The organism is Pseudomonas sp. 8O (assembly GCF_902506495.1).
Taxonomy (GTDB): domain Bacteria; phylum Pseudomonadota; class Gammaproteobacteria; order Pseudomonadales; family Pseudomonadaceae; genus Aquipseudomonas; species Aquipseudomonas chaetocerotis.
The window spans coordinates 248,899-272,716 of record NZ_LR733264.1 but is presented as its reverse complement, the minus strand read 5'-3'; the positions used below and the strand labels follow the sequence as shown (position 1 = coordinate 272,716).

General features: G+C 63.1%; 26 protein-coding genes and 1 pseudogene. 15 read left to right on the top strand and 12 right to left on the bottom strand.

All coding sequences use genetic code 11. The features are described from left to right. Nucleotides 1–1,089, top strand: coding sequence for an alpha/beta hydrolase family protein (locus GV002_RS04105; protein ID WP_160017171.1), 1,089 nt, complete (start codon nt 1–3; stop codon nt 1,087–1,089). Nucleotides 1,090–1,100: 11 nt separating this feature from the next. Here GV002_RS04105 and GV002_RS04100 read toward each other — a convergent pair whose 3' ends face one another. From GV002_RS04100 to GV002_RS04085, 4 genes are all read right to left on the bottom strand, one after another. Continuing rightward, a complete protein-coding gene (locus GV002_RS04100; protein ID WP_160017170.1) occupies nt 1,101–1,694 on the bottom strand; it encodes an HAD family hydrolase in 594 nt (197 codons plus the stop codon). Next, on the bottom strand, nt 1,691–2,560 hold the full coding sequence (gene tesB, locus GV002_RS04095; protein ID WP_160017169.1) for an acyl-CoA thioesterase II: 870 nt from the start codon (nt 2,558–2,560) through the stop codon (nt 1,691–1,693). The genes GV002_RS04100 and tesB overlap by 4 nt, the downstream gene beginning before the upstream one ends. Before the next feature lie 154 nt (nt 2,561–2,714). Next, a complete protein-coding gene (locus tag GV002_RS04090) occupies nt 2,715–4,304 on the bottom strand; it encodes a SagB/ThcOx family dehydrogenase (RefSeq protein ID WP_160017168.1) in 1,590 nt (529 codons plus the stop codon). Next, entirely contained in the window at nt 4,301–4,861 is a 561-nt protein-coding gene (locus GV002_RS04085) for a GNAT family N-acetyltransferase (protein WP_160017167.1), read from the bottom strand. The genes GV002_RS04090 and GV002_RS04085 overlap by 4 nt, the downstream gene beginning before the upstream one ends. A gap of 272 nt (nt 4,862–5,133) precedes the next feature. Here GV002_RS04085 and GV002_RS04080 point away from each other — a divergent pair, with 272 nt between their 5' ends. Next, nucleotides 5,134–5,751 carry a PAQR family membrane homeostasis protein TrhA gene (locus GV002_RS04080; protein WP_160017166.1) on the top strand — a complete coding sequence of 206 codons (618 nt, stop codon included), beginning with the start codon at nt 5,134–5,136 and terminating at the stop codon, nt 5,749–5,751. A 64-nt stretch (nt 5,752–5,815) separates the two neighbouring features. Next, nucleotides 5,816–6,211 (top strand): annotated as a pseudogene (locus tag GV002_RS04075) (transposase); the annotation flags it as partial. An 8-nt stretch (nt 6,212–6,219) separates the two neighbouring features. Here the strand turns inward: GV002_RS04075 and GV002_RS04070 are convergent. Beyond that, on the bottom strand, nt 6,220–7,095 hold the full coding sequence (locus GV002_RS04070) for a LysR family transcriptional regulator (protein WP_160017165.1): 876 nt from the start codon (nt 7,093–7,095) through the stop codon (nt 6,220–6,222). 97 nt (nt 7,096–7,192) lie between these two features. Here GV002_RS04070 and GV002_RS04065 point away from each other — a divergent pair, with 97 nt between their 5' ends. The 4 genes from GV002_RS04065 (at nt 7,193) to GV002_RS04050 (ending at nt 10,974) form a co-directional block, all read left to right on the top strand. Then, nucleotides 7,193–7,693, top strand: a complete 501-nt coding sequence (locus GV002_RS04065; protein ID WP_160017164.1) for a lactoylglutathione lyase family protein — start codon at nt 7,193–7,195, stop codon at nt 7,691–7,693. 125 nt (nt 7,694–7,818) lie between these two features. Continuing rightward, a complete protein-coding gene (locus tag GV002_RS04060; protein WP_160017163.1) occupies nt 7,819–8,901 on the top strand; it encodes an L-dopachrome tautomerase-related protein in 1,083 nt (360 codons plus the stop codon). Between the two features lie 267 nt (nt 8,902–9,168). Further along, nucleotides 9,169–10,089, top strand: a complete 921-nt coding sequence (locus GV002_RS04055; RefSeq protein ID WP_160018872.1) for a histone deacetylase — start codon at nt 9,169–9,171, stop codon at nt 10,087–10,089. 60 nt (nt 10,090–10,149) lie between these two features. After that, nucleotides 10,150–10,974 (top strand): class I SAM-dependent methyltransferase, encoded by an 825-nt coding sequence (locus GV002_RS04050; protein ID WP_160017162.1) that lies wholly within the window; start codon nt 10,150–10,152, stop codon nt 10,972–10,974. Nucleotides 10,975–10,989: 15 nt separating this feature from the next. Here GV002_RS04050 and GV002_RS04045 read toward each other — a convergent pair whose 3' ends face one another. Next, nucleotides 10,990–12,123, bottom strand: coding sequence for an aminotransferase class V-fold PLP-dependent enzyme (locus GV002_RS04045; protein ID WP_160017161.1), 1,134 nt, complete (start codon nt 12,121–12,123; stop codon nt 10,990–10,992). 273 nt (nt 12,124–12,396) lie between these two features. Between GV002_RS04045 and GV002_RS04040 the strand changes: the two genes are divergently transcribed. The 4 genes from GV002_RS04040 (at nt 12,397) to GV002_RS04025 (ending at nt 15,694) form a co-directional block, all read left to right on the top strand. Continuing rightward, a complete protein-coding gene (locus tag GV002_RS04040; RefSeq protein WP_160017160.1) occupies nt 12,397–13,632 on the top strand; it encodes a TIGR03862 family flavoprotein in 1,236 nt (411 codons plus the stop codon). A gap of 166 nt (nt 13,633–13,798) precedes the next feature. Further along, nucleotides 13,799–14,800 carry a response regulator gene (locus GV002_RS04035; protein WP_160017159.1) on the top strand — a complete coding sequence of 334 codons (1,002 nt, stop codon included), beginning with the start codon at nt 13,799–13,801 and terminating at the stop codon, nt 14,798–14,800. Nucleotides 14,801–14,804: 4 nt separating this feature from the next. Beyond that, nucleotides 14,805–15,242, top strand: coding sequence for a PAS domain-containing protein (locus GV002_RS04030; RefSeq protein ID WP_160017158.1), 438 nt, complete (start codon nt 14,805–14,807; stop codon nt 15,240–15,242). 89 nt (nt 15,243–15,331) lie between these two features. Next, nucleotides 15,332–15,694, top strand: coding sequence for a VOC family protein (locus GV002_RS04025; protein WP_160017157.1), 363 nt, complete (start codon nt 15,332–15,334; stop codon nt 15,692–15,694). Between the two features lie 79 nt (nt 15,695–15,773). On the opposite strand, the gene GV002_RS04020 is transcribed toward GV002_RS04025, so the two are convergent. The 3 genes from GV002_RS04020 to GV002_RS04010 form a co-directional block, all read right to left on the bottom strand. Next, the gene (locus GV002_RS04020) at nt 15,774–17,117 is read right to left on the bottom strand and encodes a DEAD/DEAH box helicase (protein WP_160017156.1); all 1,344 of its coding nucleotides are present in this window, start codon (nt 17,115–17,117) and stop codon (nt 15,774–15,776) included. A gap of 154 nt (nt 17,118–17,271) precedes the next feature. Continuing rightward, nucleotides 17,272–17,871 carry a PolC-type DNA polymerase III gene (locus GV002_RS04015; protein WP_160017155.1) on the bottom strand — a complete coding sequence of 200 codons (600 nt, stop codon included), beginning with the start codon at nt 17,869–17,871 and terminating at the stop codon, nt 17,272–17,274. A 378-nt stretch (nt 17,872–18,249) separates the two neighbouring features. After that, a complete protein-coding gene (locus GV002_RS04010; RefSeq protein ID WP_075749683.1) occupies nt 18,250–18,729 on the bottom strand; it encodes an NYN domain-containing protein in 480 nt (159 codons plus the stop codon). Between the two features lie 101 nt (nt 18,730–18,830). On the opposite strand from GV002_RS04010, the gene GV002_RS04005 reads away from it, so the two are divergent. The 3 genes from GV002_RS04005 to GV002_RS03995 all read left to right on the top strand — a co-directional run bounded on the left by GV002_RS04005 (nt 18,831) and on the right by GV002_RS03995 (nt 20,679). Then, a complete protein-coding gene (locus GV002_RS04005) occupies nt 18,831–19,316 on the top strand; it encodes a YbaK/EbsC family protein (RefSeq protein WP_178094596.1) in 486 nt (161 codons plus the stop codon). Nucleotides 19,317–19,379: 63 nt separating this feature from the next. Next, the gene (locus GV002_RS04000) at nt 19,380–20,048 is read left to right on the top strand and encodes a hypothetical protein (protein ID WP_160017153.1); all 669 of its coding nucleotides are present in this window, start codon (nt 19,380–19,382) and stop codon (nt 20,046–20,048) included. Between the two features lie 193 nt (nt 20,049–20,241). Beyond that, nucleotides 20,242–20,679, top strand: a complete 438-nt coding sequence (locus GV002_RS03995; RefSeq protein WP_160017152.1) for a VOC family protein — start codon at nt 20,242–20,244, stop codon at nt 20,677–20,679. Nucleotides 20,680–20,688: 9 nt separating this feature from the next. Here the strand turns inward: GV002_RS03995 and GV002_RS03990 are convergent, their stop codons facing one another. The 3 genes from GV002_RS03990 to GV002_RS03980 are packed head-to-tail and all read right to left on the bottom strand — an operon-like array spanning nt 20,689 to nt 22,549. Further along, nucleotides 20,689–21,432, bottom strand: a complete 744-nt coding sequence (locus GV002_RS03990) for a substrate-binding periplasmic protein (protein ID WP_160017151.1) — start codon at nt 21,430–21,432, stop codon at nt 20,689–20,691. Next, entirely contained in the window at nt 21,432–22,277 is an 846-nt protein-coding gene (locus GV002_RS03985) for an SDR family oxidoreductase (RefSeq protein WP_160017150.1), read from the bottom strand. The genes GV002_RS03990 and GV002_RS03985 overlap by 1 nt, the downstream gene beginning before the upstream one ends. Nucleotides 22,278–22,309: 32 nt before the next feature. Continuing rightward, on the bottom strand, nt 22,310–22,549 hold the full coding sequence (locus tag GV002_RS03980; protein ID WP_160017149.1) for a CDGSH iron-sulfur domain-containing protein: 240 nt from the start codon (nt 22,547–22,549) through the stop codon (nt 22,310–22,312). Nucleotides 22,550–22,639: 90 nt separating this feature from the next. Between GV002_RS03980 and GV002_RS03975 the strand changes: the two genes are divergently transcribed. After that, nucleotides 22,640–23,731, top strand: a complete 1,092-nt coding sequence (locus GV002_RS03975; RefSeq protein WP_160017148.1) for an endonuclease/exonuclease/phosphatase family protein — start codon at nt 22,640–22,642, stop codon at nt 23,729–23,731. Nucleotides 23,732–23,818: the final 87 nt, after the last annotated feature.

Genomic DNA, 23,818 nt, shown 5'->3' with positions numbered 1-23,818 from the left:
ATGAACTCGACTCTGAAATACCAAGCCAGCAGCGACGAACTTGCCGACTCCGCCGACTTCGTCGCACAACCACGACGCAGAGGCTGGAAGATGCTGGCAAGCGCATTGCTGGCCATGCTGGCCGTGTCGAATACGGCCACGGCCAACACCACCGAAGCAGAGGAGCCGGCCTACGAAATCAGCGATTTCGACTGGCTCGATCAGACCCGCTCGCGCGCCGTTCCGGTACGCCTTTACTGGCCGGTCAACGTGCAGCCAGGCGCCAGCGTGCCGCTGGTGGTGTTCTCCCATGGCATCGGCGGCTCACGCAAAGGCTACAGCTACCTCGGCAAGCACTGGTCGAGCCACGGCGTCGCCAGCCTGCACGTGCAGCATGTCGGCAGTGATTCCGCGCTGTGGCGGGGTAACCCGTTCGCCGTGGTGGAGCGCCTGCACGATGCCGCCCAGGAAAGCGAAGCGATGGCCCGTGCCAGCGATGTGAGCTTCGCCCTCGACCAGATGCTTTCCGCTGCGACAGGGAAGATGGGCGCTGCGGTCGACCCACAACGTATAGTCATCGCCGGGCACTCCTACGGCGCCAACACGGCGCTGCTCACGGCAGGGGCGCAGGTGGTCAGGGATGGCCAGGTCATCAGCTACCGCGATCCTCGCTTTGCCGCCGCGGTGATCATCTCGGCCCCGCCGTTCTATGGTGAAAAAAACCTGACAGCGGTGCTCGGCCAGGTCTCGGTACCGACCCTGCATGTGACCGCCACCGATGACGTGATCCAGATTCCGGGTTATCGCTCTGGCGCGGATGACCGCCTGGCAATCTACGATGCGGTGGCCAACCCGACCAAATTGCTGGCGGTATTTCGCGATGGCTCCCACAGCATCTTCACCGATCGCTCGTTCACCGGCGGCCCCTCTCTCAACGCCAAGACCAAGGCAGCCACGGCCGACCTGAGCCTGGCTTTTCTCGACCTGGTATTTCGCGGCGATGGCGCGGCACTGACGCAATGGCGCAGCGACTGGCAACCCATTCTCGCTCAGGCTCGGGGCATGGACACCGCATCAGTCACAAGCCCGCAACACGCCGTCAATAACTGAGACCTCGCCGCTCAGCCCAGCCCCGCCAACAGCTGCGCGCAATCCTGCGCGTGCAGCTCGGTCAGCTCCGGCCAGGGGTTGTCCGGCATGTTGACCAGCACGCTGCGCGCACCGGCGGCCTGGGCGCACTCCAGGTCGAAGCGGTAGTCGCCGACCATTACCAGCTCACGCGGCCTGACACTCCAGCGCTCGGCCAGGTGCAGCAATCCGCCCGGATGAGGCTTGGGCGGAGCTTCATCACGGCCGAGAACGTCCGCCGTGGCGAAGCAGTCATCCAGGCCGATGGCCTGCAGCGTCAGCAGCGCCAGTTCGTAAGCATTGCGGGTCAGGATGCCGAGCTGGCAGCCACGCTCGCTCAGGGTACGCACCAGCTCGATGGCACCTGGTGCCGGGCGCGAGGCTACCGCCAGCTCGCGTTCATGCTCCAGCAGCCAGGCATGCTTCTGCGCGGCCTCCTCCGCCGGCAGCGCCGCCAGGTGATGGAGAATGTCATCCTCCTGGGGAATGCCCAGCGTCCGCTTGATCGCCGGAAAATCATGCACCGCCAGAGTCAGAGTGCCGTCCATGTCGAACACCCAGTGACGCGCCTCACGCAGTGTCTTCACTTCCAGTCCTCACGCACGCGGGTCAGGCCTTCCTGGGCGACGGAGGCCACCAGTTCGCCCTGACGGTTGTAAATGCTGGCGCGGGAGAAACCACGGGCATTGCCGGCCCAGGGGCTGTCCATGGCGTACAGCAGCCAGTCGTCCATACGCAGGTTGCGGTGGAACCACAGCGAATGGTCAAGGCTGGCCACCTGCATGAACTTCTGGAACACCGACACACCGTGGGGCTGCATCGAGGTGGTCAGCAGGTTGAAATCACTGGCGTAAGCCAGCAGGTACTTGTGCAGCTGCGGGTCGTCAGGCAGCTCGCCGGCGGCGCGGAACCACACGTATTTGACCGGCTCGCAGGGTTGCGGGGCAAAGGGGTTGATCAGGGTAACCGGGCGAATCTCGATAGGCTTGTCGCTGATCGCACGCTCGCGCATGCGCTCGGGAATCATCGGCGCGACCATGCGCGCCAGCTCGGTTTCCGACTTCAGGTCCTCGGGGCCGGGGACGCCCGGCATCTCGCTCTGATGGTGAAACCCCTCTTCGTCATACTGAAACGAGGCACTGCAGAAGAAGATCGGCTTGCCCTTCTGCACCGCCACCACGCGACGGGTGCTGAAGCTGCCGCCATCGCGGGTGCGCTCGACCTGATAAACCACCGGCAGGCTGGCATCGCCCGGGCGCAGGAAGTAGCCGTGCATGGAGTGCACGTGGCGCGCCTCCTCGACCGTCTGGCTGGCGGCGGAAATGCATTGGCCAAGCACCTGGCCACCGAACAACTGGCGAAAACCGAGATCCTGGCTGCGGCCACGGAACAGGTTTTCCTCGATCTGTTCCAGGCTCAGCAGCGCGACCAGATCGTCGAGTACCTGGGTCATGGATTGTCTCCTCGTGCAGGGGTAACAGACCGTTGAAAAACTATCTGCGTTGGCAATACTGCGTTAAAAACGCCCTCAAAATGCTCATTTAGTATACTAAACTGCGCTTTTTCGGCCGTTTTTGCCTTGTCTTGCCTGCCTCGCCTACGTTTTTTCAACGGTCTGGTAATCGCGGTTGGGAATAGGCCGGCAGGGACGTCAGGCGTTCATCCCATACAGCGCGGCCAAGGGTGAAATGGTAAAGACTTTGCCAACCGCTGTCGGCATCTTCGAGCAATTCCCGCAAAGCGTCGTCGAAATAGCAGCCGATTCCCGTTCCGGAGAGCCCCGCCGCCTCAGCTTCCAGGTAGAGCAACTGGCCGATCTGGCCACATTCCCAGTAGAGCCGGGGATAACGCCAATTGCCATTGGCAACAGTGCTCTCCACCCGCGCCAGCATGGCCAGGGCCACACAACCGTCGGCGGCAATGTCCTGACCGCAACTGAGAAAGCCCGCCAGACCACGGGCATCGCCTTCGAGCAGACGGTACAGCGGCAGTTCGTCGTCCACCCGCTGCCACAGATAGTCCTCGCGCAGCGACTGCACGCCGCTGCCCGTGCGATCCAGCCAGTACAGACCGGGCGCCAGGCCCTGCACACGATGAACGAACAGCAGCAGGTCGATCTCGCTCGGCTCACCGGTGACGGCGAACGGCACCGGCGATTGCACCGGCATCAGGCGGCGCAGCCAGGCCAGCAGCAGTGCAGCCTGAATACCGCTGCGGCCGTCCATGCTCTGCGCACTGCGCCGGCGATGCAGGATGGGCCTCAAGGGCAGGCCGGGGTTGTCATTGCGAACACCAGCAACATCTACGCTCCAGGCGGCGCGAGGACGTGCCGGTGCACGGCATAGCCCATGTATGCGCTGCAGCTCGGGCCAGTGGCGATAGTCGCGTGACAGACGATTGGGCACACCGGCCCGCTCAAGCTGCGCCAGCCCGGTCAGCAGGGGCTCGGGCAGCGCAAACTCCATCGTCTGCACCGGGCCGATCCACAGCAGACAGTCGCCGTGTTCGGCCTCATGAAAGCCCTCATCATCCAGCCCCAGCAGGCCGTCCAGACGCACTTCGGCCACGCCATGCAGCATACGCACCTGCCAGCCTTGCACGCTGGCGGCGATGGCCAGCGCAGCCAGGGCATGGCCGAGATCGTGCTGACAGTAGCGGTAGGCGCGCTCGCCGTACTTCCAGGCTTCGCGCCAGGCAATGCTACTCAGGCCAAGAAGAAAACCACCCGGCGGCAGGCTGTTGGCAAGCTGCTGGCCGAGCGGCGCAGGCAGGTCGCAGCGCACCTCCAGCGCATGCAGATCCGGCGCGTAATGTGCCAGCACACCAGTCTCATCCACGACTCCCGGCGGCAGCAACAGGTAGGCCTCGGTCGGGTGCAGGTTGCCAGACGACGGGTTTACCCGCAGCGCCCAGCGGCTGCCGCCGGCCTCCTTCCAGGCGGAAATGGCCAGGCTGTCGTACAGCAGTTGCGAGACGCTGGTGCGACCCAGCGGCGCGGGCGGCCTATGCGGTCCAGCGAAAGCTGAGTCATAAGCCGGCCCTTCCTCCAGCGGGCGGTGGTACAGCTCGATCAGCCGAGCCCCCTCGTAACGGCGAAAGGGCGCTGGCTGGTTCGCCCAGTCCAGTTGCCCCGGCCCCGGTGCGAAGCGCTCGGGGGCGTGTTTGCTGAGCTGGTGATAGGCGAGCACGTCCGTCATCGCTGCGCCTCCCACCGCTCGCGGCTTATGCGATAGAGCACGTGCGGTTGCAAGGGGTGACCGGACGGCACGCGCGGATGGAGAAAATCGCCGCTCTCGTCGCGCTGCATACCGATGCTGCGCATCACCGCCTGTGACGGCAGATTCGCCGGCACGGTGAAGCTCAGTACCTCGTCCAACCCAAGCCGCTCGAAGGCCACGGCCAGGGCAGCACGCGCCGCCTCGCGGGCATAGCCCTGACGCCAGTGCGCCCGCGCCAGGCGCCAGCCGATTTCCACAGCCGGTACGAACGGCGCATCGAAGCCGACCTGTGCCAGGCCGGTGACGCCGATCAGTTCGCCAGTGTCACGCCGCTCCAAAGCCCAGAAGCCAAAGCCGTGCTCATCGAAATGCGCACGGATGCGCGCCAGCAGTTGTGCACTCTGCTCGGCATCCATAGGCGCGGGAAAATGACGCATCACCTCGGCATCGGCATTGAGTGCGACCAGCGCCGACAGATCACTGTCGCGCCAGGTGCGCAGCAGCAGGCGCTCAGTGGAGGTTTCGATCAGGGGCATGGCGATTGTCTCGATTGGCTGCGACCATATAGCGTCGACTCGATGTGCACTTATTGTAAGCCGCTTACAGCCCGCCTTTCCCGCATGCTGCACGAGCATCTGGTCGACAGCGGCCGGACCACCGATGCTTAACTGCATCGTCCCGAACGGTCTCCAGCGGAGGTCCTCGCCCTCCAACTACGGGGCTTGCTACATGGCTGGCGAGCTGTCATACGAAAACCCGCGCAGAAAAGGTCTGGCAAAGCCAGGCGTAACGGAAGACGGCAGATAGCATGTACCACGGAGAAAAATTCAACGCCTGGAGCCACCTGATCGGCGCTGTGCTTGCAGCCATCGGTGCGGTATGGCTGCTGGCACTGGCCAGCTCCACGGGCGATCTCTGGAAGATCGTCGCGGTGGCCATCTATGGCGTCACCCTGATATTGCTGTACAGCATCTCCACCCTCTACCACAGCATGCGCGGCCCGGCGAAACGGGTGATGCAAAAACTCGATCACCTGTCGATCTACCTGCTTATTGCCGGCAGTTACACCCCTTTCTGTCTGGTAACCCTACGTGGTCCCTGGGGCTGGAGCTTGTTCGGCATCGTATGGAGCCTTGCGCTGATCGGCATGCTGCAGGAAATCAAACCCCGCTCCGAAGCACGCGTGCTGTCGTTGATCATCTACGCGGTGATGGGCTGGATCGTGCTGGTGGCGGTAAAACCCTTGATCGCTGCCCTGGGTATGACAGGTTTCAAATGGCTGGCGGCGGGTGGCGTGCTCTACACCGTGGGCATCATTTTCTTCGCTTACGACAGTCGCTTTCGCCATTGGCATGGCATCTGGCACCTGTTCGTCATGGCCGGCAGCCTGCTGCACTTCGTGGCGATTCTGTTCTACGTGCTGTGACGACTTTCGTGCGCCGATTGAAAGACGTTCAACAGGGCCAGTCTTTTTCATCTTTGCTGACAAGGCTTCATCGATCCTCAAAGCGCTACATGACTGGATGCTTGCCCAGCGTGATCTTGTGCCCAACGGATCAGCAACGGCCATAGCCCTGGATTACAGCCTCAAACGCTGGGTAGCGCTGACGCGCTACCTGGAAGATGGAGCGGTACCCATCGACAACAACCAAATCGAGAACCAGATTCGACCATAAGCTCTTGGACGCTCGAACTGGTTGTTTGCCGGCTCGCTGCGCAGCGGTAAACGCGCGGCGGCGATCATCAGCCTGATCCAGTCGGCGCGGATGAATGGGCATGATCCCAATACCTATCTCAAAGGCGCACTGTCGAAGCTGCCAACGCAGAAGGTCAGTTCATTGCCTGAACGTCTACCGTCCAACGGGAAACCTGCTTGCCAGGAGTAGTTCCGCGGTCACAGACCTTTAATCTGCGCCCTCAGTATTTGAACGACCAGCTCTGCCCGAGTAGATAGTGGCCATTCGGCGCGATGTATTAGCCATAGAGTGTCCTCTACTAACCGTGGCCCCTCGATGACCTGGATACTTTCTGGGCGTTGAAACGCCAAACGTGCATAGCGCGGTAACACCGTAAAGCCCAACCCTCGTGCAACAGGCTCAAGAATCAGACCAATCTGGTTGGTAAAGCCACGACAGGGAAGACTGCCGATACCTGATTCGTCAGGGTAGTAACGACTGAGCAGACGACTACCCATGGCGCGGCCATCTGGGTGATCGATGAAGCCTATGCGTCTCAGATCCTCCCAACCTTCGACTCGCTCTGAGGCGGGTGCGATCAGCTCCAGCGGCTCCTCGGTGAAGCGACTCATGCAAAGACGCGGGTCGTCAGGCTTGAGCGTGACCAGGCCCAACTCGAAGCGATTATCCAGCACTGCTTCGAGCACCTCTCTATCCGGGGCAAAACGTTGTCGAATGATCAGACCGGGATTCGCCTGCTGCAAATTCAACAGAATGGGGTAAAGGGCCAGTCCGATGCTGCCGGGACAGATCAAACCGATCTCTCCGTGCTTGTCATCATGCTCGGATAGGCGCTTGTGCAGGCGCTGATCGGCTGCGTTGATTTCCTCGCAGTAGCTCAATAACGCTCGCCCAGCAGGAGTTAGTTCGAGCTGACGAGGCCGGCGTATCAGCAATGGGCCAAGCTTTTCCTCAAGCTTCTGTACATGTTGACTCACAGCAGCCTGGGTCAGGTCGAGGTGCTCAGCGCAGCGTGTAAAACTGCCCTGTTCGATCAGGGCGGCGAAGGTGCGTAGCCATTGCGGACTTAGCATAACAATCTCTTATCAAGACAATAATCTTATGATTGTTTTCATTATGGGACTGCCTTCCTAGACTAGCCACATCACCAACGATTAAGAGGTACAGGTTATGTCACTTGTCTACCCGCGTAGCTTTTCTCATCTCGGCCTGTCGGTCACTGATTTAGATGCCGCCGTGAAGTTCTACACTGAAGTCATGGGCTGGTACCTGATCATGCCTCCGACCACGATTACTGAGGACGATTCAGCTATTGGAATCATGTGTACTGATGTATTTGGTGCCGGCTGGGGGGCGTTCCGTATTGCGCACCTGTCAACAGGTGATCGAATCGGCGTAGAGATATTTGAGTTTCGCAATGCCGAAAGGCCGCAAAACAACTTCGAATACTGGAAGAGCGGTATCTTCCACTTCTGCGTTCAAGATCCAGACGTTGAAGGACTTGCCGCCAAGATAGTTGCCGCTGGTGGCAAGCAGCGCATGCCCGTACGCGAGTATTTTCCTGGTGAGAAGCCATACCGCATGGTCTATATGGAAGATCCCTTTGGCAACATTCTGGAAATCTATAGTCACAGCTACGAGCTGATTTACTCGGCTGGTGCTTACAAGTAACGGCTAGCGGCCCAGGCCCACAGAGCCTGGGCCGCATCATGTCCAGTGCCGCTCACTACGCCGCAACGGCGAATAACGCTTGTGTAGCGCATTCGCCTTTCCCAGCGCACAACAGGAAACCTGTCATGACGTCTCTTTCTCGCCCCATCCGCCGGGCAGCCAGCGCTACCCTGCTGGCTCTTTCCATACCGTTCTTCAACTCGGCCCTTGCAGCCAAGGTCGGCGACCTGGAAGTGATCGCCGAACTACCGATCCGCCCCGGCAACGTCGCCCCCAGCGCGGACAACCGGGTGTTTGCCACGGTCCATCCCCTGGGGGCGCCCGCAGCCGCTCAACTGATCGAGATCACTGGCCGCGACAGCTACAAACCCTGGCCCACCAGCACGGTGCAACGCGGCACCGCCGCTGCCAACGATGCGCAGATCGATACGCCGCTGGGTATCGCCATCGATGGCAAGAACCGCCTGTGGATAACCGACATGGGCCTGAACCTGGGCAAAACACGTCTGTGGGGCTTCGATGTGGCGACTGGCGATGAGCTGTATCGCATTGAGCTGCCTGCCGATATCGCGCCCAAAGGCAGCTTCATCCAGGATCTGGCCGTCGACGACAACGCTGGCTGGATCTACCTGGCGGACATTGCCAACCCCGGCCTGATCGCCGTGGAAATCAGCAGCGGCAAGACGCGGCGCTTCAGCGGCCATGCCGCGCTGCAAGCAGAGCCCGACGCCAGAATGGTCATCGGCGGCGTGCCGATTCAGTTCCAGGGCAAACCTGCCAACGTGGCGGTCAATCCGATCACCCTGTCGGCCGACCATGCCACCCTGTACTTCGGTGCAATGAGCGGCAAAAGCTGGTACTCGTTGCCCAGCAAGCTGCTGCGTGACGGCGCCAGCGACGAGCAAATCGCGGCTGCCATCCAGCGAGTCGGTGCCAAGCCCGTTTCCGACGGCGCCGGCACCGACGCCAAGGGCCGGCATTTTTTCACCAATCTCAACGACAACGGCATCGACCTGCTCGATACCGATGGCACGCTCAAGCCGCTGGTACGCGACGCCCGACTGGACTGGCCGGACAGCGTACATGTCGGTCACGACGGCTGGCTGTATATCTCGGTCAATCAGCTATACAAAACCCCGGCCTTCACCGGTGGCACCGACAGCGGCAAACCGCCTTATCGCGTGATGCGCGTATGGCCGGGAGAATAAGGCAGCTCGTACCACTGCCTGCATCATCCGTGCCCTGACGGAGATCACCGTACCTACTACTGTGCCTATCGGTTCGGTCGCCGTTTACAACACCAGGGGCATTGCCCACCAGGCCATTCCCACAGCACCGGCCCTCTCCGGTGCTGTGGGCGAGTGGACGTCAGTGCAGAAAGTCAACTTTCGCTCGAAGAAGGTTTCGATCAGAGGCATGGAGATTGCCTCGATTGGCTGCGACCATATGGCGTCGATTCGATGAGCGCTTACTCTATGCCGCTACCGCTGGTCTACCACGAGGACTACAGCCCGCCCTTTCCGGCCGGGCATCGTTTCCCCATGGAGAAATTCCGTCTGCTGCGCGATCACCTGGTCGACACTGGCCTGACCACCGATGCCGAGTTGCAACGCCCCGAATTGTGCCCGGCGGAGGTTCTCGCCCTGGTTCACTGCCCCGACTACATCGCCCGTTACATGGCCGGCGAGCTGTCATACGAGGACCAGCGCCGCCTCGGCCTGCCCTGGAGCGATGCCCTGGCACGACGTACCGTGCGCGCCGTGGGCGGTTCGCTGCTGACCGCCGAATTGGCGCTGCGTCACGGCCTGGCCTGCCACCTGGCTGGCGGCACGCACCACGCGCACTACGACTTTCCGTCAGGCTTCTGCATCTTCAACGACCTGGCGGTGATCGCCCGCTACCTCCTCGAAGCTGGCCGCGTGCACCGGGTACTGATCTTCGATTGCGACGTTCATCAGGGCGACGGCACCGCGCGGCTGCTGGAAGACGAGCCGGATGCCGTTACCGTGTCGCTGCATTGCGAGCAGAACTTCCCGGCACGCAAGGCGCAGAGCGACTGGGACATCCCCCTGCCGCGCGGCATGGGCGACCAGGACTACCTGAAGGTGGTGGACGACATACTCAATTACCTGCTGCCGATCTACCAACCGGACCTGGTGCTCTACGATGCCGGCGTCGACGTGCACAAGGACGATGCCCTGGGCTACCTGCAACTTACTGACGCAGGCCTGGCGGCTCGTGACGAAGCCGTGCTGCAGCACTGCCTGGGCCGCGACATTCCGGTGCTGGGGGTGATCGGCGGCGGCTACTCGAAGGACCACGTCGCACTCGCCCGCCGCCACGGCATCCTGCACCACAGCGCGGCGAAGGTGTGGGCGGCGCGTGGGTTGGGTTGACGAGCACACCTGACGACACCTCGGCATAATCGTGTTTTATCCCTATATGGAAACAGCGTCATGGATGACTCATTCGAGCTGAACAAGGCCAACTGGAACGAACGCGCCGCACTGCACGCGGCCTCGCCCGACTATCAGGTGCAGAAATTCATCGAGTCGGCCGAACACCTGTCCGATGTCGTGCGCTTCGATCTGCCTCGCCTCGGAGATATCCAAGGGCTGGAAGCGCTCCATCTGCAATGCCATATCGGCACCGATACCCTGTCACTGGCCCGCCTGGGCGCGCGGCTTACCGGCCTGGACTTCTCCTGCGCCTCGCTGGAGCAGGCCCGCCGCCTGGCTGACGCCTGCCTGCAGCGCATCCACTTCGTCGAGGCCTCGGTCTACGATGCGGCACAGGCGCTCGGCGAGCGGCGATACGACCTGGTCTACACGAGCATCGGCGCCCTCAACTGGTTGCCGCGCATCGATGATTGGGCGCGCAATGTTGCAGCGTTGCTCAAGCCCGGTGGGCGCCTCTTTCTGCGTGAGGCGCATCCCGTTCTGCTGAGCTTGGACGAGACGTGCGAGGATCAATTGCGCATCGCCCATCCGTACTTCGAACACCGCGAGCCGCTGGTCTGGGATGACGAGCAAACCTACGTGCAGACCGAAGCGACGCTCACAACCAGCGTTACCCACGAATGGAATCACGGCCTGGGTGAGATCATCTCGGCCCTGCTGCGTCACGGCATGACGCTCACCGCGCTGGAAGAACACGACTGCCTGCCCTGGGAAGCCCTGCCCGGGCAGATGCAGTTGGGCGCAGACGGCGAATGGCGTCTGCGCACCCGGCCCGAGCGCCTGCCACTGAGCTACACGCTGCAGGCCGTGAGGATTCGCTGACAAACCCAGCCCAGGTCAGCCGGCCAGCACTTTATCCAACGCCTGCTCCAGAGTGGCCACGGTGCGGTCGATGTTGCCGAGTTTGTCCAGCCCGAACAGGCCGAGGCGGAAGGTCTGAAAGTCCGCCGGTTCGTCGCATTGCAGCGGTACCCCGGCGGCGATCTGCAGGCCGATGGCGGCGAACTTGGCGCCGGTCTTGATCTGCGCGTCGTCGGTGTAGCAGACCACCACCCCTGGCGCTTCGAAGCCCTTGGCCGCGACGCTGTTGAAGCCACGCGCCGCCAGCAGTGCGCGCACCCGGTCACCGAGTTCCTGCTGTTGCTGACGTACGCGGTCGAAACCGAGGGTCTTGGCCTCGAGCATGGCATCGCGGAAACGCGCCAGGGCGTCGCTGGGCATGGTGGCGTGGTAGGCATGACCGCCCTGCTCGTAGGCCTGCATGATCTGCAGCCACTTCTTCAGGTCGCAGGCGAAGCTGGTGCTCTGGGTCGATTCGACACGCGCCTGAGCCGCTTCACTCATCATCACCAGGGCGCAGCAAGGCGAGGCGCTCCAGCCTTTCTGCGGGGCGCTGATCAGCACGTCGATGCCACAGGCCTGCATGTCCACCCAGAGGGTGCCGGAGGCAATGCAATCGAGCACGAACAGGCCGCCGACGGCGTGCACCGCGTCGCTCACCGCGCGCAGGTAGTCGTCCGGCAGGATCATGCCCGAGGAGGTTTCCACATGCGGGGCGAACACCACCTGCGGCTTCTCGGTGGCGATGGTAGCCAGCACTTCGTCCAGCGGCGCCGGGGCGAAGGCGGCCTGATGGCCGTCAGCGACCGGGCGCGCCTTGAGCACCCGCGCCTCGGCGGGAATCCGGCCCATCTCGAAGATCTGCGTCCAGCGGTAGCTGAACCAGCCGTTGCGGATCACCAGGCACTTCTGAGCGGTCGCCAACTGCCGCGCCACCGCTTCCATGCCATAGGTGCCGCTGCCCGGTACCACCGCCACGGCATGGGCGTTGTAGACCTGTTTCAGGGTGGCGGAGATATCGCGCATCACGCCCTGGAACGACTGCGACATATGGTTCAGCGAGCGGTCGGTGTAGACCACCGAATATTCGATCAGGCCATCGGGATCGATGTCGGGGCAGATCTGGGACATAACGGGCTCCAGCCGAAAAGGTTCGACCAGAACCTGCCCTAAGCCTGAGCAAATGACAAGGCCGGGGAGCACTCGGGTACCAGGCTGCTGAAAAACTACCTGCGTTGGCAATACTGCGTTAAAAACAGCCTCGCGTGCGAGCCCAGTCAAAATGCTCATTTACAGCACGTAAACTGCGCTTTTTCGGCTGTTTTTGCCTTGTCTTGCCTGCCTCGCCTACGTTTTTCAACTGCCTGGTAGAATGCGCAGCCGTTCCCTGACCATCCTGCCGCCATGACCACAGCCACCCTGCCCACCGCTCATCACGTCGCCATCATCGGCGGTGGCCCTGCCGGGCTGATGGCTGCCGAAGTGCTGGCACAGGGCGGCGTGCGCGTGGAGTTGTTCGATGCCATGCCCTCGGTGGGGCGTAAATTCCTGCTGGCCGGCGTCGGCGGCATGAACATCACCCACTCCGAGCCCAGGGACGCCTTCATTGGTCGTTATGGCGAGCGTCAGGCCGACGTCGCGGCGCTGCTGCGCGAGTTCGACGCCGATGCCCTGCGCACCTGGATTCATGGTCTGGGCATAGACACCTTCGTCGGCACCTCCGGCCGCGTATTCCCTAGCGACATGAAGGCCGCGCCGCTGCTACGCGCCTGGCTGCGCCGCCTGCGCGAACTGGGTGTAGTCATCCACACGCGCAGCCGCTGGCTGGGATGGAACGCCGATGGCAGCCTGCGTATCGCTGGCCCGGATGGTGAGCGCGCACTGGCCGCCGATGCCTGCCTGCTGGCACTGGGCGGCGGCAGCTGGGCGCGGCTGGGCTCCGATGGCGCCTGGGTGTCCCTGCTGCAAGCTCGCGGCGTCGAGGTGGCAGCGCTGAAGCCAAGCAACTGCGGTTTCGAGGTCGCCGGCTGGAGCGATCACCTCAGGGAGAAATTCGCCGGTGCGCCGCTGAAGAACGTAGCCCTTGGCCTGCCCGACCAGGCGCCTCGCATCGGCGAGTTCGTGCTGACTGCAGGCGGTATCGAAGGCAGCCTGGTGTACGCCTTTTCCGCCGATATCCGTCGTGCCATCGAGGCCGATGGCCTGGCCGTGATTCACCTCGACTTGTTGCCGCAGATGCCGCTGGCCAGGCTGCAACAGGCGCTGGCCAAACCACGCGGCAAACACTCGATGGCCAAGCATCTGCATCGCCAGGCCGGCCTCGATGGGGTGAAGGCCGCCCTGCTGCGCGAGCTTGCACCCGCTGAAACCTTCGCCGATCCAGCCGCACTGGCAGCGTGGATCAAGGCGCTACCAATCACCCTGGTGCGCACCCGACCGCTGGACGAGGCAATCAGCAGCGCCGGCGGCGTGCCCTTCGCGGAGCTGGACGCAGGCCTGATGCTCAAGACCCTGCCCGGCGTGTTCTGCGCCGGCGAGATGCTCGACTGGGAAGCGCCCACCGGCGGCTACCTGCTGACCGCCTGCTTCGCCAGCGGGCGGGTGGCGGCGCAAGGTCTGCTGGCCTGGTTGAAACCGTAGGAGCCCGCTTGCGGGCGATCCATCAATCGCCCGCAAGCGGGCTCCTACGAAAACGATCACAACGCTAAATACATCGCGCGCTGAAAAAGCGCTGAAGCCGTCGTGACGCCTTACGGGCTGCGTCTATGCTCAGAATTGGCGCTTCCCACACAGGTAATCCCCCAACGTGATCCCGCTGCTGGTCTGTGACGACTCCAACATGGCGCGCAAGCAATTGATCCGCGCGCTGCCGGCTGAGTGGTCGGTTTCCCTCAGCCAGGCCAGCAACGGCGAAGAGGCGCTGGCATCGATCCGCCAGGGGTTGGGCCAGGTCATGCTGCTCGACCTGACCATGCCGGTGCTCGATGGCTACCAGACCCTGGCCGCACTGCGCGCTGAAGGGCTCAGCAGCCAGGTCATCGTGGTGTCCGGCGACGTGCAGGAAGAAGCCGTACGCCGCGTACGTGAACTGGGCGCCCTGGCCTTCATCAAGAAACCCGCCGACCCCGAGATCCTGCGCCAGACACTGATCGACCTGAAGCTGTTCGACCCGCAGGCCACACCAGCGGCGCAGGCCCAGGCCGCTGCGCTGTCGGAACTCAAGGTCAGCTTCCGCGATGCCCTGCGCGAAGTCAGCAACGTCGCCATGGGCCGCGCCGCCGCGCTACTGGCCAAGGTACTGGGTGTGTTCGTGCAATTGCCGGTGCCGCAGGTGAACATCTTCGAAGTCAGCGAACTGCACATGACCCTGCTCGACGCGCAACGCGGCGAGCGCTTCAGCGCCATCTGCCAGGGCTTCATCGGCGAGGCCATCGCCGGCGAGGCGCTGCTGCTGTTCCATGACTCGGAAGTGGACGACATGGCGCGCCTGCTCGGCTGGCAGCCGGAGAACGAAGCGCAAACCTCGGAAATGCTGCTGGACCTGGCCAGCATCCTGATCGGCGCCTGCCTGGCCGGCGTCGCCGAGCAACTCGACTTACGCTTCTCCCAGGGCCACCCGCAGTTGCTTGGCCAGCATGCCAGTCTCGACCAACTGATCCAGGTCAACCGCCAGCGCTGGCGCAAGACCCTGGCCGTGGAGATCAGCTACAGCCTGGAAGGCCATGCCATCCACTTCGACCTGCTGTTGTTGTTCACCGAAGATTCGATCAAACGCCTGACCGACAAGATCGGCTACCTGATGGACTGAGGCGATGCCCGCACAGATCGATATCAAGGAAGTTCACTGGCTGCTCGACATCGTGCAATGCATCGACGTCGGCGTGGTGGTGCTCGACCGCCAATACCGCGTCGAAGTGTGGAATGCCTTCATGGAGAACCACTCCGGGCTGGGGCCGGACCAGGTTCAGGGGCGCTCGCTGTTCGAGCTGTTCCCCGACATCGACCGCCCCTGGCTGGAGCGCAAGGTGGAAAGCGTGGTGCAATTGGGCACCCGCGCTTTCAGCCTGTGGCAGCAACGCCCGTACCTGATGCGTTTCAAGAGTTACCAGCCGATCACCGGCCAGGCCGATTTCATGTACCAGAACGTCACACTGTTGCCGCTGGCCGGCCAGCCGGTAGAGCATGTGTGCCTGGTGATCTACGACATGACCGCTGCAGCCGTGGCGGCACGAGCGCAACCGGCTCGATGAAACCGCCGTAGCCCGGATGCAATCCGGGGCCGGTGCCAGGTGCTCCCGGATTGCATCCGGGCTACGGCTCTGACGAAAAAGGGATTTACATGCTGCGCAGCCTTGAACTGAAAACCTTCGTCCCGGCACGGGACTTCGAACTGAGCAAGGACTTCTACCAGACGATGGGCTTCAAGCTCGGCTGGGCGGACGAACAGCTGGCCTACTTCAGCCACGGCGAGCACTGCGCCTTCCTGCTGCAGAACTTCTACGTGAAGGAACAGGCGGAGAACTTCGTCATGCACCTGCTGGTGGAAGAAGTCGATGCCTGGTGGGCGCAAATTCAGGCAGCCCGCCTGGATGAGCGGTTCGACACGCGGCTGGTCGCGCCGCAGGATCAGCCCTGGAGCATGCGCGAGTTCATCGTTTTCGATCCCAGCGGCGTGCTGTGGCGCATCGGCCAGAACACCTGAGCCTCATTGGCGGACAAGCTTCGCGTTGTCCGCCCTACGCACTGTCGCGGCTAAAGCCCCTCCCACATGGCAAGCCCCCCTATTTCTTGCCGCCCTTGGGCTTGCTGCCGAAGCTCGGCACCTTGCGCACCGCCTTGGCCTTGGGCTTGGCGTCCTCTTCCTCGAACCAGCGGCCGAGGTGAATATTGCCCTTGCCGGCAGGCTTGGCCGCACCTGGGATCAGCTTCTGCTTGGGCTTCTTCGGTTTCTTCAGCACCTGGCCACCGACCGCCGTCTGCGGTACGCGGTGATCGGGAATGAAGTCCGGCTCGTCGACGCGCTTGATCAATTGCTGGGTCAGGTTCTCGATCGCCGCCAGCTGATCCACCTCGTCGGCGCAGACCAGGGAAATCGCCTCCCCCGTAGCGCCAGCACGCCCCGTGCGGCCAATGCGGTGTACGTAGTCTTCGGCATTGATCGGCAGGTCGAGGTTGACCACCAGCGGCAGGTCGTCGATGTCCAGGCCACGCGCGGCCACGTCGGTGGCCACCAGAATCTGCACCTCGCCGGCCTTGAAGCGTTCCAGTGCTCGCAGGCGGCTCGGCTGCGGCTTGTCGCCGTGAATCGAATCAGCAGACACGCCCATGGCCAGCAGTTCCTGTTCGAGCTGATCGACGCCCTTGCGGGTCTTGGCGAACACCAGCACCTGGCCCCAGCGGTTTTCCTGCAGCAGGTGCAGGAACAGCTCGCTCTTGCGCTTCTTGTCCACCGGAATCAACCACTGTTTGACGCTCTTGGCGGCGGCGTTGCGTGGGCTTACTTCCACTGACAACGGGTCGCGCAGCAACTCGCCGGCCATCTGCCGGATGGCATCGGAGAAGGTGGCGGAGAACAGCAAGGTCTGGCGCTTTTTCGGCAGTGCGCTGAACAGCTCATCCAGCTCGCGGGCAAAACCCAGGTCGAGCATGCGGTCGGCCTCATCCAGCACCAGGGTCTGCAACTGGGAGAACTTCACCGCGTTCTGCCGATACAGGTCGAGCAGCCGCCCCGGTGTGGCCACCAGCACGTCGACACCCTTGCGCAGCTTCATCATCTGCGGGTTGATGCTGACCCCGCCGTAAACTGCATAGCTGCTCAGCGGCAGGTGCTGGCCGTAGCTCAAAAAACTCTGCAGCACCTGTTCGGCCAGTTCGCGAGTCGGCGTCAGCACCAGCGCGCGCACGGAGTTGCTGGCGACCTGTGGGCCTTCCAGGGTCAGACGCTGCAGCAGCGGCAGGGCGAAACCAGCGGTTTTGCCGGTGCCAGTCTGCGCCGCGGCCATCAGATCACGGCCCTTGAGTACGGCTGGGATGGCCTGAGTCTGCACCGGGGTCGGCGTCTGGTAGTCGAGATCAGCAAGGGTATGCAGCAACGGCTCGATCAAACCGAGGGAGGCGAAGGTCATGAAGGGTAACCGCAGGAAGTAGAAGAACTGGCGAGTAGTTTACCCGTGCCAACCCGCTTGTAGGAGCCCGCTTGCGGGCGATTGGCAGCGGATCGCCCGCAAGCGGGCTCCTACACAAGAAGCGGCGTACTGCGTGGCCCGAATGTAATCCAGGCTACGCCGCGGCCAGCAGCGCCCGTACCTTGGCCGCCGAAAGATTCTGCAATTGGCAGAGAAACGCATGGTCGGCCTGGTGCCGGCCATGGCGCTCACGCAGCAGGCCGAACAGATGCAACGTCAGGTTCGCTGCCATCTCGGCATCGGCCAGGGCGCGGTGAGCACGGCCGGTATCCGGCAAGCCGGCCCAAGCGTTGATGTTGCCCAGCTTGTGGCTAGGTGCCTCGGGCAACAGGCGCCGCGATAGCAGCAGCGAGCAGGCGAAGGGCTGCGCACGACGACGGCGCACACGCGCCAGTTCGGCGTCCCAGAACTTCTGGTCGAAGGACGCGTTATGCGCCAGCAGCGGCCTTTCCCCGATGAAGTTGGCCACCTCGTTCATCACCTGATCCGATGGCGGCGCGTTGCGCAGCATGGCGTTGCTGATACCGGTGAGCTGCTCGATGAATGGCGGCACCCAGGCGCCGCTATTCATCAGGCTCTGGTAGCGGTCGACGATGCGCCCGTCCTCGATGATCGCCACGCCGATCTCGGTGGCGCGCGCCTGGCTCGGCGACACGCCGGTGGTTTCGAAGTCGATGACGGCGATGGATTCCACGTAAAACCTCAGAACTGGTGAAGAAGTCGTCGCGAGCGATGGCAGGTCGCGTTTCGCCTGCGCGCAGCAAGCGGAGTGTATTGAAATACATGAGCATTGCGAGCACAGCCGAAGCGCGGGATGCCGAGCGCAGTAGACTTAGAACCTGTTCACAATCTCGCGAGCTAGAGCCATACAACACCGATGGCGGCCCCGCAAAAAAAGGCGAGGAACGGTCGGAGTCGCGCTCGACTTTACGAGCTGTAAATGAGCATTACTCGCTTCGCTCGCCCCTTTGGGGTCGCACTGAAGTGCGTTAGCCGCAAGCGGCTTTCCGAGCCTGTTTTTAACGCAGTAGGGCCGACGCGCAGCAGATCGTGAACAGGTTCTTACAAGTTCTCAGTGATTACGCAGCAACAATTCACCCTCGATGGGCACGTACAAGCTGGCGGCACGGATCAGCGACTGCGCCGTCAGCCCGGGCGCGCCATAGGCGATGGCCTCGACGCCACGGCTGCGCACGCGCTCGAGCAGCAAGTCGAAATCGCCATCGCCAGAGGCCAGAACGATCTCGTCGACGCGCTCGACGGCATCGAGCACGTCGATGGTGATGCCGACGTCCCAATCGCCCTTGGCCGAGCCGTCGCTGCGCTGGATATAGGGTTTGAGCTTCACGGTGAAGCCGAGCTTGCGCAGGATCTGCTGGAACTGCTGCTGCTTGGCGTCGCCACGGTCGATGGCGTAGGCGTACGCTTCGACGATCACACCACGGCGACTGACCTCGGCCCACAGCACGCTGTAGTCGAAGTGGCAGCCATAGACCTGGCGAACCGTGTAGTAGAGGTTCTGCACATCGGCGAATACGGCGATCTTCTTCACCGGGAGTCCTCGGGGGCAACGAAGCCGCCAGTATGCCAGAGCTGGGCCGCGGATGCGGCCGGGGCTGGCCCAGGCGCGGCGCAGACCCTATCCTTGCCGCCATGACGCCTCTACAACTGCTTTGCCAGCGCAATCTCGAACTGCTGCAACGCCTGGATATCGCTCATCGACTGGTCGAACACGAGCCAGTGCTGGATTACCCCACCGCACACGCCGTGCGCCAGCGTTTTGGGCTGCGCGGCGTGGAGAGCAAGAGCCTGTTCCTGCGCCTGGGGCCGCAGAGATACGCAATGCTGATCAGCGTCGAAGGCGCCCGCGCCGACTGGGCCAGGCTCAAAGCGCTGCTCGGCAGTCGCCCGCGCATCGCCAGCGACGAGGAACTGATCGAGCGCACCGGCTGCGTGCCGATGTGCGCCTGTCCGTTCGGACATGACGCCAGCATCACCCTGCTGATCGACCGTGCGGTGCTGGCCTGCGACTTTTTGCTGTATTCACCCGGCCCGCCCGAGCTGACCCTGGAAGTGCCTGGTAACGAACTACCGCGTCTGCTCGCCGCACTGCCCAACGCGCAGCTGGAGTACCCTTGAACTCATTCGACTGCCCCGGCGAACGGCTACAGCGCCCACGCCCACACACTTGGTAACCTGCCGATGAAGCCTCTGTCCGTCCTGCGCGACGCCTGGTTTTTCTCCAGCCACAACCTGCTGGCCATTGCCCGCCTGACCCTGCCGCTGTTGCTGCTCGAAGCCATCGCCCAGACGATCCTCGCCGCCCAGCTCGGCGAAGGTGCCAACCCGGCCTATGGCGTGCTGCTCGGCATTCTCTTCTACCCGCTGTATGCCGCGCCGCTGATTCTCTTCCTGCATGCGCGCAGCATCGGCCAGACGCCCGCCAACGCGCCGCTGTTCGCGGCCGGCCTGCAACTGTGGCCAGCCTTCGCCCTGATGACCGGATTGAGCACCCTGGCAATCATGCTCGGCCTGTCGCTGTTCATCGTGCCGGGCATCTGGATCATGATGCGCCTGGCCTTCTCCGAACTGATTCTGGTACTGCGCCAGGAGCCGCCGCTACGCGCGTTGCAGGCCAGCTTCACGCTGACCGAAGGGCGCTTCTGGCCGGTGTTCGCCTGCCTGGCCAACGTGCTGGTGCCGTTGTGGCTGCTCGACTGGTGGACGCAACCGAGTCAGAGCGACACCCTGCTATGGGTGCTGCATCAGACCGGCAACGGCTTCCTGCAACTGTTCGCCATCGTGGTGCTATTTCGCCTTTTCATGTTGCTCGAACCGCAGCAGGCGGCGAATAGCGAGAACAGTGACTAGCAGGCTGTTGAAAAACTACCTGCGTTGCCATTGCTGCGTTAAAAACAGGCTCGCGTGCGAGCCCAGTCAAAATGCTCATTTACAGCTCGTAAACTCCGCTTTTTCGCCTATTTTTGCCTTGCAATGGCTGCCTCGCCTACGTTTTTCAACGACCTGCTAGGCTTGCAGCTTTGGCCAGTGTAAGGAGAGCGCCATGAGCGAAACGAATCCCAGCATCCTGTCCCACGTGTCCATCGGCACCAACGACTTCGACGCCGCCAGCGCCTTCTACGCCAAGGTGCTGGCCACTCTCGGTTGCCGGGAAATCATGCGCCATCCCGGGGCAGTGGCCTTCGGCCGCGAGTACCCGGAGTTCTGGGTGCAGACGCCAATCAATGGTCAGCCGGCGACGCTCGGCAACGGCAGCCACTTCGGCTTCGTCGCCCCGGACAAGGCCTCGGTACATGCCTTTCACGAGGCGGCGCTGGCAGCCGGCGGCACGGACGAAGGCCAGCCAGGCCCGCGCCCGGACTACGGCGAGCCCTACTACGGTTGTTTCGTCAGAGACCTCGACGGCCACAAGATCGAGGCGGCTTACTGGGATATGGAGCTGATGTACGAGCTATACGTCGAGCCACACGATCATGGCTGACCGGGCCTGCTATTGATGCGCCACCACCACTTGGTAACGCCGAGCCGCTCGCGCTACCCAACCCTCGCGTAGCAGGGTCTCCAGCGCAGCCGCAAGTTGCGGCAGACGCTCCAGGCGCTGACGGGAAAAACCGATGTAGAGATCGGTGCGCGCCTCGGGACGGTAGGCAGCCTTGACGATGCGACCGCCCAGTTCGGGGGTCAGCAAAGCGTAGTCGACCTGGCAGTCGGTGCCCACCAGCACGTCGATACGGCCGCGCACGAGCATCTGCAGCAACTGGCTCTCGTTACTGACACCGACCTTGTTCAACGCCTGATCGCCATCGAACGGCTGGAAGTATACCGACTCCAGCACATAGCCGATGCGCAGCCCGCGGAGCTTCTCGTAGTCGTCCAGGCGCGTGGCCAGCACCGGATTGGCGTAGAAACGCGGCGAGCACGCGTAGTACGGCGCATCCAGATACTGGATATAACGCTCACGCTCCGCCGTCCTGGCCAGCCCGGTCATCAGGTCAGCCTTGCCCTGCTCCAGCGCAGCCAGCCCTCTCGCCCAGGGCGCCCGCTCCACGTCGAAGCGCAGCCCGGTGCGCCGTGACAGTTCGGCCAGCAGATCGATATCCAGCCCCTGCAACTGACCGTTCTCGTCTTCCATGCGAAAGGGCGGCCAGAGGTCAGTGATCACCCGCAAGGGTTCGCCTTCGCCAGCACGGCACAGAGGCGCCAGGACCAGCAGTGCGAGCAGCCAGAGGCGCATCAATTGCGCCCCGAACGCTGTGGTCGCAACCCGGAAAGCCGCGGTAGCAGCACCCGCTCGAACAGCCTCGGGAAGAAGCGCGCCAGCACCCGGGCACGCCAATCGACGTTGGACAACACCAACAGACGCCGACGCTTGAGCGCCCCATGGTAGATGGCCTCGGCGACATCCTGCGGCGAAGCCACCTTGCCCATCGCCAAGGGTGGCTGGGCGGCCACCGAGCCGTCACCGACCAGGGCATTCTTGCGCAGATCTGTCGCGGTAAAGCCAGGGCACACCAGCATCACGTTCACACCCGAGCCCTTGAGCTCAAAGCGCAGTGTCTCGAACAAGCCGTGCAGCGCGTGCTTGCTGGCGTTGTAAGCGCTGCGATAGAGCAACGGCGCGATGCCCGATAGCGAGCTGAGCACGATGATCTGCCCGCCCCGAGCAATCAGGCTGGGCAGCGCCGCCTGGGTGCAGTAGAGCGCACCGAAATAGTTGACCGCCATGACCCGCTGGAAGACCTCCAGACTGGTCTCGGCGAAGGTGCTGCGATGAGTGATGCCGGCATTGTTGACCAGCACATCGATGCCGCCGAAACGCTCCACCGCCAGCGCCACCGCGCGCTGCACCGCCTCGGCGTCAGCGACGTCGCAGAGCAGGCCCAGAGCCTCGGCGTTGTGATGATCGGCCAGGTGCTGCACCAGGCTGTCCAGCGACGCCTGCTGCAGATCGAGAATCACCAGCCGCGCACCAGCCTGGGCCAGGCGCATCGCCAGGGCGCGACCGATGCCGGCACAACCTCCCGTGATGAGTACGACCTTGCGGTCGAACACCTTGTTGGCGAATACCTTGCGATACATGCGTTGCTCCCGCTGCCCTGGCCTCGCCGACACTACAACCTGTTATGGCTGCCATCGCAACAGGGGGGCGTGGCCGTGTGCTTGCAGCCACAGAAAAATACCCGTTCGGCGCGCTCGGCATGGTACTTCTGTGGCGTCAGCCCGCTGCCCTTGTGGCTGCCATCGCAGAATGGCTGGCTGGCGCTGTGCCCGCAACGGCACCAGAAATAATCCCGCCCGGCCTCCACATCCACCGCGTAGGGGCCACGCTGGGCGATCAGCGGCTGGTTCATCGCAACCTCCCGGCAGGATCGCGCATGCCTGGGCCGACAGGCCGCAGTCAGGTATCCTCGCCTCCTTCCAGCATAGCCGCCCGTTTCGCCATGTCCCTGCCCCGCCCGCTTCGTCTGCTCCTGCTCATTGTGTTGTCATTACTCGCGGTGCTGATTGCGCTGGTCTACAGCCTGACCTGGCGCCCGCTCCCCCGTGAGGAGGCAGCCGTGTCATGCACTGGCCAAGTCGCCCAGCTGCAACCCGGTCAGGCACTCAAGGTGATGACCTGGAACGTGCAGTACCTGGCCGGCAAAGGCCATGTGTTCTGGTACGACCTACCCGGCGGCGATGGCCCGGATGAGCGCCCGAGCAGCGCCGATCTGGCTGTCACCCTGGATGAAGTGGTACGCGTGCTGCGCGACGAACAACCGGATGTCGTGCTGCTGCAGGAGTTGCACGACAACGCCAGGGCCAGCGACTACCAGGATCAGCTGGCCCTGCTGCAGGCGCGCCTGAGCGACCTTTACCCCTGCAGCACCCAGGCCTTCTACTGGAAGGCCGGCTTCGTCCCGCACCCGCGCATCCTCGGCAGCGTCGGCATGAAGCTCGGCACCCTCAGCCGCTTCCAGATCGCCCGCGCCGAACGCCTGCAACTGCCCATGCTGGAAAGCGACCTGCTGAGCCGTCAGTTCCAGCTCAAGCGCGCCCTGCTGGTCAGCTACCTGCCGATTCGTGGCGGCGACGAACTGGTCGCGATCAATACCCATTTCGATGCCTTCGCCCAGGGCGCGGACACCATGCAGCGCCAGGTGGAGATGACCGACGGCCTGCTCCAGCAGCTGCAAAACAGCGACAAGACCTGGGTGCTGGGCGGCGACCTCAACCTGCTGCCGCCCGGCCAGTTCCAGCATCTGCCGGAGGATCAACGTAGCTGGTACGCAGCCGACAGCGAACTGCAGGACCTGGCCCAGCGCTACCCGATGATCCCCAGCCTGCAACAGGCCAGCGGCGAGGATCAGGCCAGGTGGTACACCCATTACCCCAATGATCCCGCCGCCAGCGGCCCGGATCGCACTCTCGACTACCTGTTCTACAGCCCGCGCCTGACGCCCTTCGCCAGCCAGGTTCGCCAGCGCGATACCCTGACCATTTCCGACCATTTGCCGGTGATCGGTCGCTTTTTCCTGCCAAGTCAGGAATAAACGTGCAGAACTGGACAAGTCCACCGCGACTTGTCCATGCTCGTGGGGCACCACTCGATAACAACAAATGACGGCCAAGAGCCGCAA

Excerpts from the sequence above, each read along its gene's own strand:
- GV002_RS04045 (WP_160017161.1), bottom strand. The coding sequence starts at position 12,123 with ATGTCCCAGATCTGCCCCGACATCGATCCCGATGGCCTGATCGAATAT.
- GV002_RS04055 (WP_160018872.1), top strand. The coding sequence starts at position 9,169 with ATGCCGCTACCGCTGGTCTACCACGAGGACTACAGCCCGCCCTTTCCG.
- GV002_RS03990 (WP_160017151.1), bottom strand. The coding sequence starts at position 21,432 with ATGCGCCTCTGGCTGCTCGCACTGCTGGTCCTGGCGCCTCTGTGCCGT.
- GV002_RS04080 (WP_160017166.1), top strand. The coding sequence starts at position 5,134 with ATGTACCACGGAGAAAAATTCAACGCCTGGAGCCACCTGATCGGCGCT.
- GV002_RS04030 (WP_160017158.1), top strand. The coding sequence starts at position 14,805 with ATGCCCGCACAGATCGATATCAAGGAAGTTCACTGGCTGCTCGACATC.
- GV002_RS04060 (WP_160017163.1), top strand. The coding sequence starts at position 7,819 with ATGACGTCTCTTTCTCGCCCCATCCGCCGGGCAGCCAGCGCTACCCTG.
- GV002_RS03985 (WP_160017150.1), bottom strand. The coding sequence starts at position 22,277 with ATGTATCGCAAGGTATTCGCCAACAAGGTGTTCGACCGCAAGGTCGTA.
- GV002_RS03995 (WP_160017152.1), top strand. The coding sequence starts at position 20,242 with ATGAGCGAAACGAATCCCAGCATCCTGTCCCACGTGTCCATCGGCACC.
- tesB (WP_160017169.1), bottom strand. The coding sequence starts at position 2,560 with ATGACCCAGGTACTCGACGATCTGGTCGCGCTGCTGAGCCTGGAACAG.
- GV002_RS04040 (WP_160017160.1), top strand. The coding sequence starts at position 12,397 with ATGACCACAGCCACCCTGCCCACCGCTCATCACGTCGCCATCATCGGC.
- GV002_RS04105 (WP_160017171.1), top strand. The coding sequence starts at position 1 with ATGAACTCGACTCTGAAATACCAAGCCAGCAGCGACGAACTTGCCGAC.
- GV002_RS04005 (WP_178094596.1), top strand. The coding sequence starts at position 18,831 with ATGACGCCTCTACAACTGCTTTGCCAGCGCAATCTCGAACTGCTGCAA.
- GV002_RS04025 (WP_160017157.1), top strand. The coding sequence starts at position 15,332 with ATGCTGCGCAGCCTTGAACTGAAAACCTTCGTCCCGGCACGGGACTTC.
- GV002_RS04070 (WP_160017165.1), bottom strand. The coding sequence starts at position 7,095 with ATGCTAAGTCCGCAATGGCTACGCACCTTCGCCGCCCTGATCGAACAG.
- GV002_RS03980 (WP_160017149.1), bottom strand. The coding sequence starts at position 22,549 with ATGAACCAGCCGCTGATCGCCCAGCGTGGCCCCTACGCGGTGGATGTG.
- GV002_RS04050 (WP_160017162.1), top strand. The coding sequence starts at position 10,150 with ATGGATGACTCATTCGAGCTGAACAAGGCCAACTGGAACGAACGCGCC.
- GV002_RS03975 (WP_160017148.1), top strand. The coding sequence starts at position 22,640 with ATGTCCCTGCCCCGCCCGCTTCGTCTGCTCCTGCTCATTGTGTTGTCA.
- GV002_RS04090 (WP_160017168.1), bottom strand. The coding sequence starts at position 4,304 with ATGACGGACGTGCTCGCCTATCACCAGCTCAGCAAACACGCCCCCGAG.
- GV002_RS04085 (WP_160017167.1), bottom strand. The coding sequence starts at position 4,861 with ATGCCCCTGATCGAAACCTCCACTGAGCGCCTGCTGCTGCGCACCTGG.
- GV002_RS04000 (WP_160017153.1), top strand. The coding sequence starts at position 19,380 with ATGAAGCCTCTGTCCGTCCTGCGCGACGCCTGGTTTTTCTCCAGCCAC.
- GV002_RS04020 (WP_160017156.1), bottom strand. The coding sequence starts at position 17,117 with ATGACCTTCGCCTCCCTCGGTTTGATCGAGCCGTTGCTGCATACCCTT.
- GV002_RS04065 (WP_160017164.1), top strand. The coding sequence starts at position 7,193 with ATGTCACTTGTCTACCCGCGTAGCTTTTCTCATCTCGGCCTGTCGGTC.